The following is an 18,099-nucleotide window of genomic DNA, read 5'->3' as shown; positions in this document are numbered from 1 at the left end:
CAAATCAATTTTCAACAAGTCAGATTACAAAATATAGGGATATGGGGCATTGATAATAGCAAATTTCCATTGTTTTTCCGGTACGAAAGTGAATGTTGGAGTGCAAATTGAATTTGGGTTTTGCAAGTAATGACTATGAAAGATTTATAATTAAAAAATAATTTAGGACGTCTATTTTTATTTATATTTGATTTTCAGTTTATTGATAAACTGGATCATTTAAACTTTCCCCCAAATAGATTTGTTGCTTATTGGTTTGTACTACTATTCCAGTGCAGTCCTTAACTATTAATTGCTTTTAATTTGCTTAAACGATTACTTCTGAAGTTTGTCAAATACTACCTCCCAATACTTATATTGAGTGTTTTGGCAGTTTTGTGGTTATATCAAAAGGAGCATAAAAATCTGATTGCCATACAGCAAGATGAACTCTCCAATAAAAAGCAGCTCATCGTGGAACTTTTAAAACCAATGATAGCCAATCTCTATTATTGGGAGCAATACAGTTTTAGTGAGAGCGATTTTGATCCTGAAAACAATGCCCATTTGGACAAGAAAATTGGTGATTTTGTTATCGGAATGGACAGTTATAGTCAATTTAGGCTCATTGATTTATCAGGAAATGAGGTATATAGACTCAATAGGCAGGAAAACGGTAAAATAGTAAAAAGTACATCTCTCCAGGACAAGGGCGAAAGGGATTATTATAAGTCGACCACGGACCTTAAAAAAAGTCAAATTTACCTGTCCCCCTTAAATCTTAATCAAGAAAATGGCATACTGGAATTGCCATATAAACCTATGATTCGTGGGGTAACCCCTATATTCGATAAGCAGGGAACCAAATTGGGTATTGTGGTCATCAATTTTAGTGCAGAAAAGCTCTTGGATTTGCTGAAAAAGGATAACCACTATTCATTTATTTTGTTGGATCGTTCTGGTAATTACTTGGTGAGCAAGGATAGTGTAAAGGAGTTTGCCCACTTAATTCCCAACAGTCAAAATATCACCTTTTATGAGGAACACCCTGGGTTGGGGGATTCACTTCGCTCAAAAGAATCTACATCTTCGTTTAAGAGTGGGGATCTATGGATAAAAACCGAATTGGATTTTATAAACGAACTTTCACAAACTCCCTTGTTCCAGCATAGATTTGCGGATATAAAGACAAACAACAAATGGGTACTTCTAAAACATATAGAATCACAGGTATTAAATGCTAGGTTGAAAAGCGAGATCGTTACAATATTGCTTATAAATTTATTGGCAATAATGGTTATTTTATGCCTATCCTATCTTGAAGCAAGAAGTGATGCCTCCAAGAAAAAGTATATGCAAGCTCTTGAGGTAATGAACAGGAAGCTGGAGAGTAAAAGCACCGAGTTGGAAAATAAAAACAATGCCTTGGCTATCATTCAGAACAAACTTGAGCTACGCAATGCCCAACTTTTGGATTATAACAATATTGTTGCCCATAATTTAAGAGCTCCTACTACAAGTGTTTCTGCCTTGGTTTCTATGTTAGGGGAGGCAGAGGATTATGAACAGGCCAAGAGTTATTTCCCTAAATTGCAAAAAGTTACCCATGCCATTAATACCTTAGTGGATGATCTTTTGGTCTATGTGCGGATTCTAAACGATGACGATCTGGTTGGAATGGAAAATATAGCAATGGAACCTTTAATAGAGGCATCCTTGGACCTATATGTTGAAACTCTGGACAAAGAAACCATAGAAGTAAGGACGGATTTCAGTGCCTGGAACGAAATAAAGTTTTCAAGGATCTATTTACAGAGCGTAATTCAGAACCTAGTATCCAATGCCATAAAATACAGGGATGTGAGCAAAAAACCCGTCATAAATATCCGCACCTTATGGGAGAACGACAAGAAAGTTTTGATAGTGGAGGACAATGGCATTGGGGTGGATCTTGATCGCTATGGCAGTGATATTTTTAAGTTATATAAAAGATTTCACCGAGGACTTTCTGGAAAGGGGATGGGCTTGTTTCTAGTGAAAACGCAATTGGAATCGCTCAATGCCAACATTGAAGTTGCCAGTGTATTGGGACAGGGAACCACATTTAAAATAACATTTGACAATTATGAATAACTTACATTTTTTGCTAATCGATGACGATGAGATTTTTCAGTTTATAATGAAGAATACCATCGCTGAAGTCAGTCCAAATATAACGATTAAGTTTTTTTCCGATGGAGAAAAGGGAATCGATTTCTTAAGACAGAATCTAGGTGAGGCAAACGATCTTCCGGATATCATCCTATTGGACGTAAACATGCCTTTTATGGATGGATGGGAGTTTCTAAATGAATACAAGTCACTTCAATCACAAATTAAGAAGGAAATGGATATATACCTGCTAACCTCGTCCAATAATCCCAGTGATATAGCTAAGGCAAAAGAAATTAGTGCACTTTCTGGCTATTTGGTGAAGCCAATATCAAAGCAGGGGATCAAAAACCTGATCAGTCATTTTCCTACAAATCAGTGGTATCACAACGAATTTTAAATGTTGACACCTTTTTTAGATTAGAGGCTGGTGAAAAAACAAAAGGTCCAAGTACGTTTTATAGGTTGCAAATTCCAATGTCCGTTGCTGAAACTGCCACCATTAAACCCATTGCACTATACGGCAGCTTCTATATCCACTGCTACTTTAAGCTTACTTTTACCACTGCCATACACTACTCCTTTTAAAGGAGGTACATCATAATAATCCCGTCCCCAACCTACAACAAGATGCTGATCCATGGGTATTAGGTTGTTTGTGGGATCAAAATCTACCCATCCAAAACCAGGTATAAATATGGCAAACCAAGCATGGGAGGCATCGGCTCCTACCAACTTCTCCTTACCTTCGGGAGGTAAGGTTTCTATATAACCGCTAACGTACCTGGCCGGTAATCCAACAGAGCGTATACAGGCAATGGCTAATTGGGCAAAGTCTTGGCAAACCCCTTTTTTTTCCTTCATCACTTCTTTAACAGGAGTAGAAATACTCGTAAACCCTGAAACGAACTGAAAATCGGTATAAATACGTTGCATCAATTCAAAGGCCGCATCAAAAACCGAACGATTTCCTTTAAAGGAAACCTCTGCATAATCCCGTATGTTTTCGTCCGCTCGTTTTATAAAAATAGATTCCAAGATGTATTGCTTGGCATCCAATACCAAAGGGTCTATACTGTTCAAAGCCAAAAGAGCTTGGTATAGCGTAACTCCCCTACAAGCTTCGGAATAAAATGAGTCTTGGAACTTTGCATAATCACGCACTATTTTACTTTTGGTGGTTACCTTTAATTCCTTATGTTCCGTTTGTATGGAAAAACGGGTAATATAGTTTCCGAAATAATCAATGCGTTCCGAAATTTCTGCCGGTTGTGGGGTAATCTGTATTTTATAATCCAGTAGCTCTTGGCCATTGGATTCCCGTGGCCGAAGCGTAGCAATATTGTGACAATATATTACCGGAGCATTGTATTCGTACCTGGTAGTATGTTTAACGTTAAAAATCATATCAAAAAGGAAAGGATTGGGTAACCAATTGATTTTGTTTGTCCGTATGATTAAAATAGGTGCTGCTTATTGATTGGGATGTTTTGAATAAAAGTTCAGAGAGTTTTTCCAATAACTCATCCAGTTCTTCCCTGAAAAAATCGGTTTCAGATTTAGTTTTGACTAAGTTGGAGGACTCTGCCAAGCGCAATTTGGAGAAAGCGTCAAAAACATATTTCTGATAGTTGCTTAAATTACTGTCCTTGCGGGAGTGCGGTAAACGTGCAATGTCTTTTTGGATTCTGTTCAACATAAAGGTCAAAGATCTAGGGTATTCCATATCCAGTACTACCAAGTCCAAAAGGTGCTCCAATTGAATATGGGATCTATAACTATATCTATAGATATTTAGACTTTCATGACTGGTCAACAAATACTCCAACAGATCATACTCTACCTGTTCCTCGTATTTAATGGTAAGCAGGGAGCGACATTTGGTAATGGTCAGCATGCTCTGTTCCAATTGCAGGCCAATAAAATATAGCAGCAAGCCTTGCTGTACCAAAATACTCTCCTCTATAAGACCCATAAAAGCGATTAAACGGGTGATAAGCTGATTGAGTACTTTTAAGATCTTATTAATGGAACGGTCCTTTCCTTCTTCAAAGGATTGCCATATTTTTTGAATATTTTCGAACACTCGCCACATATCCGAAGACCAAAGATTCCGAATGGAATAATAGGAATTGCCGAACATGGCCAGGTTGTGCGCTAAACTCCCTGGCCTATTTTTATCCAATATTACCGATAACATTTCCTGCATGGGATCTTCCATAGCTAATTTGCCATCCGGAGATTTCTCGGCAAAGCCAGGATAAGTACCCGTTAACTGGGTTACTGCTTTAAACAGGACTTGGAGTTTTATGGAATCGGGTTTTTCGTTCTTGTTCTGTACCAGGGCCATTTGTCTCATGACCATTCTAATAAAGCGTGCATTTACTAAAGTCCGGCCTACATAACGCCCCGCCCAATACAAGTTTTCAGCAGTTAGACTGGGTAAATCGTTTAAACCCGATGCGGCCAGGGAACTCCGTTTTTGCCAATGCCTAGTTATATCTTCCTTGACCGGTGTATCTTCCAATATCCAAAAGTCCTTACTTGTGCCTCCCCGTTGGTTGGACACCCTAATAGTTTCCCTATCCGGAGCCACACGTACCAGCCCACCGGGCATTACACTGTAGTCTTTGTTGGAGGCTATGCAAAAAGTACGGGTTACTAAATTTCTAGACTCTATAGACCCGTTAACTAAATTTGGCGCTGTAGAAAAGCTTATTTTCTCCTGTGCTACAAAACGATACGGAGTTAGTTCAATTTCTTTTTTTAGGTCTTCCAATTGCTGAAGGGTCATGAACTCTGCAAAATGGATACTTTCCCTATTGGTCCTATCAATTCTTTTGATCACCAATTGAGACAAGTTCTCCAATACAAATTTTCTTTCCTGTTCCTGTCCGCACCACCAGGATGCAATTTGTGGTAGAATTAAATCTTGATTAAGAAAGTACTTGGCTATAGCTGGCATAAAGGGGATTAAACCTGGGTTTTCTATTACCCCGCTACCCACAGGATTAACAATGGAAACATTTTTTCTGCGCACTACATCCAATAAGCCTGCAACCCCTAACTGGGAATCTTCCCTCAGTTCCAGGGGGTCTGCAAATGCATCATCCACTCTACGCAATATAACGTCTATCTGCTTAAGTCCCTGTAAGGATTTCATCCATACAAAACCGTCCCTTACCACTAGGTCATTCCCTTGTACCAAGGGATAGCCGAGGAAGGAAGAGAGATAGGCATGCTCAAAATAGGTTTCGTTGTGGGACCCAGGGGTTAATATGGCAATATTGGGGTTTTCCTTTTTTACAGGTGAAGCCTCTATGAGCATCTGATTAAATTCCTTAAAAAAACCAGAAAGTCGCTTCACATTCATTTTAGCATACATTTCAGGGAGAATTCTACTGGTAGTAGACCTGTTTTCCAAGGCATATCCCATACCTGAAGGTGCTTCTGCACGGTCGTTCACTATCCAAAGTCTACCGTCCGTTCCCCTGGAAAGGTCGGCAGCATAAATGGAAAGAAATTTTTCCGTGTTGTATTCAATACCACTACATTGTCTTAAAAACCCACGATGTCCATTAATTACTTCATGCGGGACAATTCCATTTTTTATTAGATGGCCTTCGCCATAGATATCCTTTAAAACTAAATTTAACAGTTCTGCCCGTTGTTTTAAACCGGCCTCTACGGTCCGCCATTCGGCTTGCCGGAGTAAAAAAGGAACAACATTCAAGTTCCACGGGCGGTGCATGCCCTGGGGATCGTTATAAACATTGTAGGTAACGCCATTTTCGGAAAGTAGCCAATCAATATCCCGTTGGCGGGCCATTAATCCGTTATAACCCAACTTGTCAAATTCCGTGAGAAGTTTCTTCCAATACGGCTTTACACCATTCTGCGGTGTAAACATTTCATCATTCTTATATTCGGTAATATAATTACTTAACCAGCTGGTACTTGTTATCGGCATAATTATTTATGAATTACTTCTTCCGCAAATCCAGCACATGTGGATATTCAGGATTTATGGGTATTTCTTTGTATACAAAGGTATTGGAAGCGGCCTTAGGTTCTACCATCCTGCCGGTAAAATTTGTTGTAAGGCCCATTTCCATCGGTATTGCTTCGCCCTGTGAGTGTCCAAAATCCCAAAATCGGTTGATTCTCCTGGATTCTGCCTCATAACTATTAACGGGGTAGGTGTCATAAGAGCGTCCACCGGGATGGGCTACAAAATAGGTACATCCGCCAATTGATTTTTTGTTCCACATATCTATAATATCAAAAACCAAGGGCACATCTACTCCAAGGGTGGGGTGAAGCGCAGACCATGGTTCCCATGCTTTATACCGCACTCCTGCCACATATTCACCTTTGGTTCCTGTAGGGCTCAACTCTATTTTTACACCGTTACAGGTTAGGTTGTAACGTTCTTCCGTAAAGTTTTTTACTTTGACCTGTACTCTTTCCAAGGAGGAATCCACGTATCGTGCCGTTCCCCTACCGGACATTTCTTCGCCCAACACATTCCATGGTTCTATAGCCATGCGGAGTTCTATTTGCATAGAGTTAATCTCTACCATGCCGTATAAGGGGAACCGGAATTCAAAAAATGGATCGAACCAATCTAGTTTAAAGGGGTATCCCGCATCATTTAATTGGGAAACAATATCCCTAATATCTTCTTTTACGTAGTGCTCCAACAAGAATTTATCATGTAGTTCCGTACCCCAACGCACTAGATTATGTTTGTAGGGATGCTTCCAAAACCATGAGACCAAAGTACGCACAAGCAACATCTGCATGAGACTCATTTGTGCATGTGGCGGCATGTCAAAAGCGCGCAATTCCAGGATACCCAATCTGCCCGAGGAAGAATCCGGAGAATATAATTTGTCGATACAGAATTCGGCCCTGTGTGTATTGCCGGTAATATCTGTCAGTAAATGGCGAAATAAACGGTCCGTTAACCAAAAGGGCACCTCTTTATCCTCCGGGATTTGGGAAAAGGCAATTTCCAATTCATAAAGATTTTCCAGTCTCGCCTCATCCACACGTGGAGCCTGACTTGTTGGTCCAATGAATGCCCCGGAAAATAAATAGGAAAGTCCAGGGTGGTGTTGCCAAAAAGTAAGTAGGCTGCGCAGCAGTTGTGGATTTCGCAGCAAAGGACTATCTGCGGGAGTGGCCCCTCCCAAAGTAACATGGTTGCCGCCTCCCGTACCAGTATGTTTGCCATCCAACATAAATTTTTCGGTTCCTAAACGGGATTTTTTTGCTTCCTCATACAACTTTAAGGTGTTGTCCGTAAGCTCCTTCCAATTCTTGGCGGGATGTACATTTACCTCTATTACGCCGGGATCCGGCGTAATTTTAAGCACTTCCAGGCGGTTGTCCCTTGGTGGCTCATAGCCTTCCAAAATTACGGGTACTTCCAATTCCTTGGCCGTTGCTTCAATGCTTGCCACTAAATCCAAAAAGTCTTCCGCACTATCCAAAGGAGGAAGGAAAAGGAATAATTTATCGTCCCGTACCTCTGCACATATGGCCGTACGTACAAAAGGTTGTTTTTTGGCAGGGGATTTTGATGCCTTGGTACTCATTCGTACTTGCAAAACTTCCCCATAAGGCATTAATTTTGGCTTTTTTTCAAAAAGTTCAGGTTCAGCAGTGGGTTCTGATGGTACTTCCGGTTCTTTGGGCAAAGATTCTAAGGGAAGCCGCAATCCAATTGGGGAATTTCCAGGGGTTAAAAACAGATGTTTGCCCCTAAACTCCCAGGGGTTGGTAATCCAATTGTCATTGCTTTTGGCCAAAGGCAAAACGTGGCCTACGGTTTTACCTATTCCCTGTTCCAGCACTTCTCCCAACTTTCTTCTTAGGGCCGTGTCTTTTTTATTGTAATCTTTTGGCTCCACATCTACCGGAAGTTTCCCTTCTTCCCACAGAAAATAGAAAGCATCTTCATAGGCAGGAATGATACTGTCATTGGAACAGGCCAAGTATTTGGTCAAGGTCCTTAAAAAAGTGTCCGTAATATCCTTTGGTAGGGTATAGGTCTTTGTAAAGGAAGCCAGCCATTTAGGTTCTTTCCATATAGATTCGCCATCCTTGCGCCAATGAATGCCAATAAGCCAACGTGGCAAGGGTTCGCCAGGATACCATTTTCCCTGGGCATGGTGCAACATTCCTCCTGTGCCAAAAGCATCCATCAACCGGGCTGAAAGGGAGCTTGCCAATTCGCGTTTGTGTTCCCCATCGGCCGCAGTATTCCATTCTTCGGCTTCCATATCGTCAATAGAAACAAAGGTGGGTTCACCACCCATGGTCAATCTTACATCATTTTGTTGTAGTTCATCCTCCACGGCAAAGCCTAAAGTGTAAATGGCTTTCCACTGATCTTCGGTATAAGGTTTGGTTACACGGGGAGACTCAAAAATCCTGGTTACGGAGTTGTCGAACTCAAATTCCGTTTCACAGGGATCCGTTAGTCCATATACCGGAGCGGCACTTTCAAAAGATGGAGTACAGGCCAAAGGGATATGGCCTTCCCCCGCCAGAAGACCAGAGGTGGCATCCAGTCCTATCCAACCCGCACCGGGCAAATATACTTCGGCCCAAGCATGCAGATCTGTAAAGTCCTCCTCAGGACCGGAAGGACCATCGAGAGATTTTTCATCCGACTTTAACTGTACAAGATATCCTGAAACAAAACGTGCTGCCAACCCCAAATGACGGAGCGTTTGCACCAACAGCCAGGCAAAATCCCTACAAGAGCCTAATTTGTTTCCAAGGGTCTCCTCACAATTTTGTACCCCGGGTTCCATGCGGATTGTGTAGTTGAGGTAGTTGTACAATTTTTGATTGAGGCCTATTAGAAAATCAATACTCCGCATAGGAGTCAGATCTATCTTTTCCAGCCATTCTTTGAGCAATGGCCCTTTTTCCGTTATTTCCAAATAAGGTAGTAATTCCTTCTTTAGATCTTCAGAATAGGTAAAAGGAAAATTCTCAACGGCTTCCTCGACAAAAAAATCGAAAGGGTTAATAGTTTTTAAATCTGCAATTATTTCGACTTCAACCGACAGCTCTTCGGTTTTTTCGGGAAAAACAATACGGGCCAAGTAATTTCCGAAAGGATCCTGCTGCCAATTGAAAAAATGGTTTTCAGGTTTAATTTTTATGGAATATGCCTCTATGGGCGTTCTGCTATGTGGTGCAGGTCTTAACCTAAAAATATGTGGTGAAAGGTTAATCCTTCGATCGTATTTATAAACGGTCTTATGGGATATTGCTACTTTTAATGCCATGAGGAAATCAAATTTTCAATACCCCCTAAGATATGCACTTATATTAGCAATCCCTTCTATTAAATTGATATAGGTCAAAGTTTTATCCATAAAAAATTAATCGACATTCCTTTTTGCTAGATTGATAATCCTGAAGGGGTTTTTGAGTGTTTTGTTTTTTAAGTGTGGTTGCCCGAAATGCCTCAAGTAGGATTAGGGAACAAAAATGACTACAATCCTTCCTTCTAACCAATCAAATCAAGTTTAAGTGTTTTTTTGAATTTGATATGTTGTCATCGGAAAAAAATATCTCGGAATATTTTGGGGAAACGGGAAAGGAAATTGTGAGGAGAAATTTGGTATGGATTTTAGTCGGGCAGCTTAAAAATGCATATTCTGATGGGGTTTTGGTGACTGTTCCTGCCACTAGTAGGGTAAATGGTTGGGATTATATCTTTTGGGTTACGAAAATTTGACAATTAACAAAACACCCTATTAGATTAATTACATTTGCATCCTATATTTGTCTTATTCGCACATTCCGATATAACTCTATCATGGCTAAATACCTATTAATGCTCTTTTCAGTTGTGGGCTTCTTGCTCCATTCCTGTAATGATGCCACAAACAAACGAAACCAAACCGATCAGTTAGTTGTCGGCCAAACCGTTAAAACTTCCTTGGCGGACAGTACTATTGTTTATAAAACAGACAATTTAATTGTACATCGGCTATCGAACCATATCTACCAACATATTTCGTTTTTAAATACAAACGATTTTGGCAGGGTGGCCTGTAATGGGATGTTGGTCGTAAATGATAAGGAGGCGCTTGTCTTTGATACGCCAACGGATGATGATAGTTCCCTGGGATTGATAAACTTTGTAACCAAAATACTTAATTGTAACATTATAGGGGTGATCCCTACCCACTTTCATGGAGATTGTGTAGGCGGATTGGAAACCTTCAATGAATACAGCATTCCCGCTTATTCATCCAATAAGACTTTGGAACTGCTGGAAGCCAATGGCAAAGAATTTTCTAAGCCCATCAACGGATTTGACGATAGCCTTACACTCAATATTGGGGGCAAAAGGATATATATGGAATATTTTGGAGAAGGACATACCAAGGACAATGTTATAGGTTATTTTCCTTTGGAAAATGCCATTTTTGGTGGATGCCTAATAAAGGAAGTTGGCGCCAGTAAAGGAAATCTGGAAGATGCCAACCTAACTGAGTGGTCCAATACGGTAACTAAACTAAAACAGAAATATCCTTCCCTAAAAATGGTAATACCTGGCCATGGAAAATCTGGAGGAATCGAATTGTTGGACTATACTATAGAATTGTTTCAATAATAATTTTTTAGTCCTTGTAGAAAGTTGCCCCCCATTGATCCATACTTCTTAAAATGTTTTCTAGGGATTTTCCTTTATCCGTTAGCCTGTATTCCACCTTTGGGGGAACAACGGGAAAGACTTTTCTGGCAACTAGTCCGTCCATCTCTAATTCCCTCACGGTCTGGGTAAACATCTTATTGGAAATTCCTGAAATATGCTTCTGTAATACTCCGGATCTCAAAGGGTATTCCAATAAATGAAACAGAATCAAAGGCTTCCATTTTGTGCCGATGAGGTTCATGGTATAATGCAAGGGGCAATTATTTTCACTCATTTTAGTAATTTAAACAGTTGTTAATCAGTATTGTACCCTTTTTGGTAACTATGACACTTTTAGGTAAGTTATTGCCAATAAGGCAAATATAGGGTAATTTTACACTCTAAAATAGAAGTTATGAAAGCGAATGAAACCTATCCGAAATCATTTTCACATATCGGGATTACCGTCCCCAATATTAAAGAGGCCGTAAAATTCTACTCTAAGGTCATGGGATGGTATATAATTATGGAACCATCCACGGTTAAGAAGGAAAGTGAAACGGCAATAGGCCAAATGTGTATTGATGTTTTTGGGGAGAATTGGGAGGAATTTGAAATTGCCCATTTGTCCTCCTCAGATGGGATTGGGATCGAATTGTTTACTTTTCCACATGGGGTAAAAGAAGCGCCAGAGTTTAGTCCTTTTAATACCGGTCTTTTCCATTTTTGTATTCAGGACCCCAATATTGAGGAGCTTGTAGCCAAGATTGTGGCCCATGGCGGGAAGCAAAGAATGCCCATCAGAGAATATTATCCCAATGACAAACCCTATAAAATGTGTTATGTAGAGGACCCGTTCGGGATAGTGTTTGAAGTCTATACCCATAGTTATGAGCTTACTTATTCTTCCGGGGCGTACCAAAAATAATTGGGTGCTCCTAAAAGCAATGGGTTAAACTATTGGCAGTTATCTCATGAATGTAGGTTTTTGAAGGTTGACACGATGAACATAATCTCCCGACTTTGGATTTGCCAATAGTGCAAGCAGGCTAAAAGTAAATCAAAACAAAAAACCCTGTAAATCATCAGATTTTCAGGGTTTTTGTTGTACTCGAGGTGGGAATCGAACCCACACTCCGAAGAACTGGATTTTGAATTCAGAGTATTTTGATGCCATATGTAGTTAAATAGCTCATATTATGCTATTTACATTTTTACAAAAAACAATAAAGACCATATAAAACCATAAAAAACCACCATTTGTTGTACCTATGTTGTACCTAGAATTCGTATCTTTAGTATAAATAGTAAAGTATGGGGTCAAGTATAAAGGTAACTCTTCGCAAGAAAGCGAACAAACAAGGTCTTTTTCCTTTAGCGGTTCGCATAACTAAAAACAGAAAAACGACCTATCTTTATGTAGGGCATTACATTGCTATTAAATATTGGGATAAAGGCAATCGCGAGGTGCGAAAATCGCATCCCAATTCCATACGCTTAAACAATCTTCTAATCAAGAAGTTGGCTGAAGCGAATCAAACCTTAATTGATTTACAGACTCATCAAAATGATATCTCGTCAAAACAGATAAAAGAGGAAATTGCAACTCCGCTTACCAAAACTAGCTTTAAAGAAATTGCCGATAATTATTTAGATAATTTAGAAAAAACAAATAAACTACAGCGTTTATCATCCGATAAAGCGCGAGTCGGTCATTTTATAAGGTTTGTCGATAATGATGATTTAAGTTTTCGAGAAATTGACGAGGCTTTATTGCGTCGTTTTTCACTCTATTTGAAAACTACACGAAAAGTATCTCAACGCTCGGTCATTAACAACTTAATTGTAATTAGAACCCTGTACAATAAAGCTATACGATTAGGAATTGTTGACAGAAAATTGTATCCATTTGGAGCGGATAAAATACGCATCAAATTCCCCGAATCCGAAAAAGTTGGGCTTACCATAGAAGAAATTCAATCAATCGAGGCTTTGGAGGACTTAACGGAACAGCAATCTCATGCGCGAAATGTTTGGTTGTTTAGTTTTTATCTTGCAGGGATGCGTGTTGGTGATGTTCTTATGATTAAGTGGAGCGATATTTACGATGGCCGGTTACACTATCGTATGGGGAAGAACGAAAAATTGTTATCCTTTAAATTACCAGAGAAAATTACATCACTTTTAAGACGATATTATGAGGACAGGAGATCCAGTGAGGATTTTGTTTTTCCTGAAATGAACAATGCTGACCTGAAAAATCCGAAAGATGTTTTTAACAAAGTAAAAACCGCCAACAAAAAATTTAATAAATATCTCGTGCATATCGCAGAAAAAGCGAAAATTAACAAAAAGCTCACCATGCATATTGCCCGTCACAGTTTTGGCAATATTTCAGGCGACAGAATTCCTATTCAGATGCTGCAAAAGCTATATCGTCATTCCACCGTTACAACTACAATAAATTATCAAGCCAATTTTATGCATAAAGAGACTGATGATGCTTTAGAAAAGGTTATTAATTTCTAAATTTTCAAAGTTTCAAAAAGTTAAGCAAAAAAGGAAAGTTAATACTTTGCGTATTTTTATTTTTTCTCCCTATCCACGAAAAAAAGCACTTTTTGCGGTGTCAATTTCTATAACTCAATCACTTCTTTAAAAGCTACATTGAAAAAATCCCCTTACCCTTGTACTTCGACCAATCGGTGAGTTCATCCTTGAAGCCATTGTAAATCTCCTCTTGCCCTTTTTTGCCCCTATTGCCCAATAACGAACTGATGGCATAAACGCCTTTTCGCAACAAACGGTTTTGTTCGATGGAAGATTTCCTTTCCAGTGCCTTATTTATACTTTTCCGAAGTCCGTTGTCCATATGGTGCTGTGCTTGCCAGCCATGCAGGTTCGGGTAGACCTTTTCCGCTGTCAGCATAAAGGCGGCCCTATCGTACATTCCCCTTTCCATTAGATGGCCCGCCCAAAGGTTCTTGAGGTCGTTCCTGCCATCTTTGATCAGGCCGTTGATAACGGTCTGCTGTTCCAATAATGTTGCGGTGACATCGGGAATGGAATTCAAATATAGGCTCGTTCTATTGGGCAACTTACAACTTGTACTATGATCCGTATAAATGGATCTGACCTCGAATCCGTCCTTCCCTTTTACAAAATAGAATCCCTTGGCGTTGAAAAGGGCCATATAGTCCTTCGGGGATTTTTCATAAGGCGCGTGCATCCGTTCGGCATGTTTTACATAACGGCCCAATGCGGCCTTCTCGAATTCTTGCCTATAACCTATTTCCATGGTCCCGTAAAGTTTTGGAAAGACCATTGGCAGAAAAAAGGAGGATGCCGTAAGTTCAGGGCCAATATCTGAATTCCGTGCCGTCAACATTTCCAGCACCGAATGGTTTTGACGGACAAAACCGGTGGATACATACGTGTCAATGGCCTTGGGGAAGGGCAGGTCGCCCAAAAGAACAGGGACCGTATGTTTGTTGGAATTGGAAAAGGACAATCGGTTATCGTTGTACTTTACTCCAAGGGACCGGAACAGGCGATGGACACTCCCCTTTTCCTTCCCTACATCGAAAATGCAGTTTTCCAATATCCTGCCGATAAGCCGGAACTTGCTTTCCAAGGTTTCTTTTTCCTTTTTTTCCTCCAATTGGAATAGCCTGTCCCTCACTATAGGGAACTCTTTTTTAAGTGCTTCCATCAACAAATTTTTTTGATTTCTAGGAAGGTAGCGTTCAAGAAAAATGTAATCTTTGGATGTTGTTATATGCGGAAGGATATCCATTGGGTTCTTGGCCACCATGTTCTCCGAGAACAGTCCGTTGCGGTCCGGGGACTTCAGATAGGATGTCATGAATGCTTCTTTTATCAGTTTTCGGATTTCAAGTTTGAACTGTTTGCTGTCGGTATCGATCTCCGTGGGTCCGTCGCTATTCCCGAAAATATTGGGACGTTTCTCCATCCTTATTTTTGGGCTCAGCTCGCTTTCCTTGAACGCATATCCCGATTTGTCATGGATGGTATATCCCTTGATGGCATCCCCTTTTATGTCCAGTTTTATATCGATGCCCTGATATTCCTTAAGTACTTCTGGGAGGTCGTGCGGCCTTATGGCCTTAAAAAGTCCATAGGTGGTCCCTATCTGTTTCAGCAGGCGTTTGCGGTGCATCGGCAAGAGCTTGGATTTTGAATTCGTACCAAATACCTTTTGCAGTTTCGGACCGCTTAAGCTTGGGTGTACAATGGAGCCGTTGATGAACCTTGTCCGGTATCCTTTTTGATTGTCTAGGCCAAAGGCGACCCCTATCCTTCCCGATTGGTTTTTAGTTTGCTTTATTTCGATGTGATAGGGCCTGACCAGTTTTGCCAGTTCTTGAAAGCTCCGCACCTTATGTTTTTGCAGGATGCTGTTCAGTACGTCCTGCAAATAGAACTTCGTCCCTTGTGCAGGATCCATCCCGAACTGTTGCCCGGGCAATCTGTACAGCGGGAGTTCCCTTTGCTGTTTTGTCCGTGGCGATGGCGATAGGCCGAACTTTTTTTCGAGGTACTGTTGGGTCGCCATGTTCCTGCGATAGCTGTTGAAGGTTCCGAGGACCTTTCCCGATCCGTCCACATTGGTCGTTATGATGTGGACATGCTCGTGCATTGTATCGGTGTGCCTTACCACTACATAGGGCTGTTCCCCATAGCCCATTTGTTGCATGTATTCCTTGGAGACTTCATGGAAGGTCCTGTCATCAAGGTGTTCCCCGTGGGGAAGGTTCATGGTAATATGGGCATAGCGATTCTTGGTGGCATTGCGCTGTCCCTGAAAATGGAGTACGTTCCCGAAGAATTTCTGGGATATGTCCTGTGAGTACATGTTCCCGTACCCGAGTATGAGCATACCCTCTTTCCCGAACACATAGTTCAACATTCCCTGACAGCTTTCCCTATATAATATCCTTCCTATCATCCCGTTCGTTCTTCTATTGTAATTTCTATAAGTGCGTTAAGTAGTCCGTTAGCCTTTTGTATCTCGTTCTCCAAACTAGTGTTCGGACTTCTCAGGTTCTTGTAGTGTGCCAGTTTGACCAATTGGTTGATGTTGTTGCCCAACCTGTTGATATGGTAGGCAAGGTCCGAGGTGCACGGAAGACTATCTTTTTCCTCCGACCCTACGTGCAGGACCAATCTTCTCAGAAGCGGACTTATTGTCCCACGCTCCGAAATGTCCAGGTCGTAGGACCCGGCAATCGCCTTCAGTCTCCCATATTCCATATCGTTGAACCGCAGCATTACATTGTGATGGCGCTTCTTGTTTCCCAATCTTTTCCGGCCTCTTTTATTTTGTTCCATTTTCGTTGCTTTTTAAAGCAAAACACTTCGTCAGAAGTAGACAATTCTAAGTTACTTAGAATACAACTTGCTATCCGTTTCACGGATAAATATAGGCAATCAAAATGAATTATAACAACCTAATAATCAATTATTTAGCGTTCAAAATCATATAGAACCAAACCAGACCATATGGATACAGTAAAGCGATTTATCTGGTCATATTTGGTGGTCGATAAATTAAAGAAAAATAGAAATAACCAATTTTTTTGTGGGTAGGGGGAAGAAAGGGCAAGTGGTTTTTCACCGCTTGTGCTTTTCAGCGGTACCGAGGGGGTTGAAAAACCGTACTTGGAAAGATGACCGAAAGTGGACGGAGGATAGTCGTCCGCTTGGGAGGAATGGAGGCGGAGGTTTTTCAACTTCCGCAGGGGCTGGGAATAATCTATGAGAATAGCTTCCAAAAAAAAGTCTAAATAAACATGGGTTTAAATGCACCTATTGACGTTTATACTTGATCGTATTTAGTTGGATAATTGGTCGATTAAAAGTTTCGTTTAATGGAGTTAATTGTTTTACCAATACCATCAATTATATAAATACCTCCTAGAAGTTGTAATGGAGCATGAGACGCATCTTGGTAAAAGTTATCCTTAATACCTAATGTCGGTTGAAAATGGAGTGATTTTTGTTATTATCACCTAATTCTTTTAAATATACGCTGATAATATGCTATATTGCGTATAATATATGTTTAAAAGAATAAAATTATGGCTACAGTCCGAAAATCATTAACCATTACCGAAGCCCAAGAGCAATGGATCAAACTGCAAATTGAAAATGGAGGTTTCGCCAACGATAGCGAATATATGCGGCATCTAATACGTTTGGACGAGGAACGCAATAGGGAATTTTTAATTACAAAAGCAGCTATACAGGCGGGCTATGATAGCGGTGTAAGCCCCAAGGTCAGAACCGTTGACGAGATTATGAAAGCCGCAATTAATCGTCGAACGGACAAAACGCAAGGAAAACAGAATGCATAGATATGCTCTATCCTATAGGGCTGACAATGACCTTGATGATATAACGGATTATACTTTGGAGATTTGGGGGCAAAACCAGACACGGGATTATCTTGCCGGGTTCTTACAATGTTTTTAATCTTTAGCGGATAAACCAGATCTTGGCAGAAGTGCCGCCGAATATGCACCGCTCCTAAAAAGATACAATTACAAAGCCCATACAATTTTTTACGAACCAACTGAAAAGGGCATTTTTGTTGTCCGCATATTGGGTCAGAGACAGGATTTTGAACGCCATTTATAAGCACTGGTTAAAAATCAAATATGTTCGAAATTAAAACTTGGCTCTTCGGTTGTGGAACGGTTTATTACTTTTTTTAGTTCAACAAGCTTCTAAAATTATATTATAATCCCAAAAATTGTTCTTTTTACAGAACCAGGAAAAGGAATTAAGAACTACCCTAACTATTAAGCTATTAAAAATCATGACACTAGTGACTTAACTTTAACCGGGGTTATCTATCGGCCTTCTCTTTCCTATTATCCTTCATAGCTACAACCGTCACTTTGTCTTTGTTGAAAATGTAATAAACAGTTGTGTTTTTGTGAATGACCGCTCGCCTTAAAAGTTTTTGACTTTTTGATTCAGGATATAATGTAGGGAAATTGGATACCGTTAATTCAAATTGCCATAGCAACCTTTCAAATTTAACGACCTCCTTTACAGTGAACTTTTGAATCAGGTAATTTTTAATGGCAATAGCGTTTAATAAGGACCTTTTTGTCCATTCTACCCTGTAAGGTCTATCCATTGGTCAAACCGTTCCAGAATTCATTGGATTTCATAGTTTCACCTTGTTGATAATCTCTGATACCACTTAGAATATTAACCCTATCACTTTCTGTAAGTTCTTCCCACCAGTCGATGGATTTGCCCTCACT

General features: G+C 40.3%; 13 protein-coding genes. 6 read left to right on the top strand and 7 right to left on the bottom strand.

What is annotated here, in order from left to right; translation table 11 throughout:
• The first annotated feature begins 366 nt into the window (after positions 1 to 366).
• Positions 367 to 2,112, top strand: coding sequence for a sensor histidine kinase (locus tag MWU84_RS21305; RefSeq protein ID WP_246905518.1), 1,746 nt, complete (start codon positions 367 to 369; stop codon positions 2,110 to 2,112).
• Positions 2,105 to 2,530 (top strand): response regulator, encoded by a 426-nt coding sequence (locus MWU84_RS21300; protein WP_246905516.1) that lies wholly within the window; start codon positions 2,105 to 2,107, stop codon positions 2,528 to 2,530. The genes MWU84_RS21305 and MWU84_RS21300 overlap by 8 nt, the downstream gene beginning before the upstream one ends.
• A 116-nt stretch (positions 2,531 to 2,646) precedes the next feature.
• Here MWU84_RS21300 and MWU84_RS21295 read toward each other — a convergent pair whose 3' ends face one another.
• The 3 genes from MWU84_RS21295 to MWU84_RS21285 are packed head-to-tail and all read right to left on the bottom strand — an operon-like array spanning position 2,647 to position 9,440.
• Positions 2,647 to 3,537, bottom strand: a complete 891-nt coding sequence (locus MWU84_RS21295) for a transglutaminase family protein (protein ID WP_246905514.1) — start codon at positions 3,535 to 3,537, stop codon at positions 2,647 to 2,649.
• A gap of 1 nt (position 3,538) precedes the next feature.
• Positions 3,539 to 6,100: a circularly permuted type 2 ATP-grasp protein gene (locus MWU84_RS21290; RefSeq protein WP_246905513.1), complete on the bottom strand. Its 2,562-nt coding sequence runs from the start codon at positions 6,098 to 6,100 to the stop codon at positions 3,539 to 3,541.
• Positions 6,101 to 6,113: 13 nt separating this feature from the next.
• Positions 6,114 to 9,440 (bottom strand): transglutaminase family protein, encoded by a 3,327-nt coding sequence (locus MWU84_RS21285; protein ID WP_246905511.1) that lies wholly within the window; start codon positions 9,438 to 9,440, stop codon positions 6,114 to 6,116.
• Positions 9,441 to 9,976: 536 nt separating this feature from the next.
• Here MWU84_RS21285 and bla point away from each other — a divergent pair.
• Positions 9,977 to 10,780, top strand: coding sequence for a subclass B1 metallo-beta-lactamase (gene bla / locus MWU84_RS21280; RefSeq protein ID WP_281502602.1), 804 nt, complete (start codon positions 9,977 to 9,979; stop codon positions 10,778 to 10,780).
• 7 nt (positions 10,781 to 10,787) lie between these two features.
• Here bla and MWU84_RS21275 read toward each other — a convergent pair whose 3' ends face one another.
• On the bottom strand, positions 10,788 to 11,096 hold the full coding sequence (locus MWU84_RS21275) for a helix-turn-helix domain-containing protein (protein ID WP_246905505.1): 309 nt from the start codon (positions 11,094 to 11,096) through the stop codon (positions 10,788 to 10,790).
• 120 nt (positions 11,097 to 11,216) lie between these two features.
• On the opposite strand from MWU84_RS21275, the gene MWU84_RS21270 reads away from it, so the two are divergent.
• Entirely contained in the window at positions 11,217 to 11,729 is a 513-nt protein-coding gene (locus MWU84_RS21270) for a VOC family protein (protein ID WP_246905502.1), read from the top strand.
• Between the two features lie 386 nt (positions 11,730 to 12,115).
• Positions 12,116 to 13,330, top strand: a complete 1,215-nt coding sequence (locus MWU84_RS21265; protein ID WP_246905500.1) for a site-specific integrase — start codon at positions 12,116 to 12,118, stop codon at positions 13,328 to 13,330.
• A gap of 133 nt (positions 13,331 to 13,463) precedes the next feature.
• On the opposite strand, the gene MWU84_RS21260 is transcribed toward MWU84_RS21265, so the two are convergent.
• Positions 13,464 to 15,770, bottom strand: a complete 2,307-nt coding sequence (locus MWU84_RS21260; protein ID WP_246905499.1) for a relaxase/mobilization nuclease domain-containing protein — start codon at positions 15,768 to 15,770, stop codon at positions 13,464 to 13,466.
• Complete coding sequence (locus MWU84_RS21255) at positions 15,767 to 16,153, bottom strand: hypothetical protein (protein WP_246905497.1); 387 nt, start codon at positions 16,151 to 16,153, stop codon at positions 15,767 to 15,769. The genes MWU84_RS21260 and MWU84_RS21255 overlap by 4 nt, the downstream gene beginning before the upstream one ends.
• A gap of 749 nt (positions 16,154 to 16,902) precedes the next feature.
• Between MWU84_RS21255 and MWU84_RS21250 the strand changes: the two genes are divergently transcribed.
• A complete protein-coding gene (locus MWU84_RS21250) occupies positions 16,903 to 17,178 on the top strand; it encodes a type II toxin-antitoxin system ParD family antitoxin (RefSeq protein ID WP_103441460.1) in 276 nt (91 codons plus the stop codon).
• A gap of 494 nt (positions 17,179 to 17,672) precedes the next feature.
• Here the strand turns inward: MWU84_RS21250 and MWU84_RS21245 are convergent, their stop codons facing one another.
• A complete protein-coding gene (locus MWU84_RS21245) occupies positions 17,673 to 17,969 on the bottom strand; it encodes a type II toxin-antitoxin system RelE/ParE family toxin (RefSeq protein ID WP_246905495.1) in 297 nt (98 codons plus the stop codon).
• Between the last annotated feature and the right edge of the window lie 130 nt (positions 17,970 to 18,099).

The sequence above is a fragment of the Arenibacter sp. F20364 genome (assembly GCF_023015905.1).
In the GTDB taxonomy this organism is placed as follows: Bacteria; Bacteroidota; Bacteroidia; order Flavobacteriales; family Flavobacteriaceae; genus Arenibacter.
This window is presented reverse-complemented; position numbering and strand designations above follow the sequence as displayed.

Coding starts and splice junctions, on each gene's coding strand:
- MWU84_RS21290 (WP_246905513.1), bottom strand. CDS start 6,100: ATGCCGATAACAAGTACCAGCTGGTTAAGTAATTATATTACCGAATAT.
- bla (WP_281502602.1), top strand. CDS start 9,977: ATGGCTAAATACCTATTAATGCTCTTTTCAGTTGTGGGCTTCTTGCTC.
- MWU84_RS21285 (WP_246905511.1), bottom strand. CDS start 9,440: ATGGCATTAAAAGTAGCAATATCCCATAAGACCGTTTATAAATACGAT.
- MWU84_RS21260 (WP_246905499.1), bottom strand. CDS start 15,770: ATGATAGGAAGGATATTATATAGGGAAAGCTGTCAGGGAATGTTGAAC.
- MWU84_RS21270 (WP_246905502.1), top strand. CDS start 11,217: ATGAAAGCGAATGAAACCTATCCGAAATCATTTTCACATATCGGGATT.
- MWU84_RS21300 (WP_246905516.1), top strand. CDS start 2,105: ATGAATAACTTACATTTTTTGCTAATCGATGACGATGAGATTTTTCAG.
- MWU84_RS21295 (WP_246905514.1), bottom strand. CDS start 3,537: ATGATTTTTAACGTTAAACATACTACCAGGTACGAATACAATGCTCCG.
- MWU84_RS21245 (WP_246905495.1), bottom strand. CDS start 17,969: ATGGATAGACCTTACAGGGTAGAATGGACAAAAAGGTCCTTATTAAAC.
- MWU84_RS21250 (WP_103441460.1), top strand. CDS start 16,903: ATGGCTACAGTCCGAAAATCATTAACCATTACCGAAGCCCAAGAGCAA.
- MWU84_RS21275 (WP_246905505.1), bottom strand. CDS start 11,096: ATGAGTGAAAATAATTGCCCCTTGCATTATACCATGAACCTCATCGGC.
- MWU84_RS21265 (WP_246905500.1), top strand. CDS start 12,116: ATGGGGTCAAGTATAAAGGTAACTCTTCGCAAGAAAGCGAACAAACAA.
- MWU84_RS21255 (WP_246905497.1), bottom strand. CDS start 16,153: ATGGAACAAAATAAAAGAGGCCGGAAAAGATTGGGAAACAAGAAGCGC.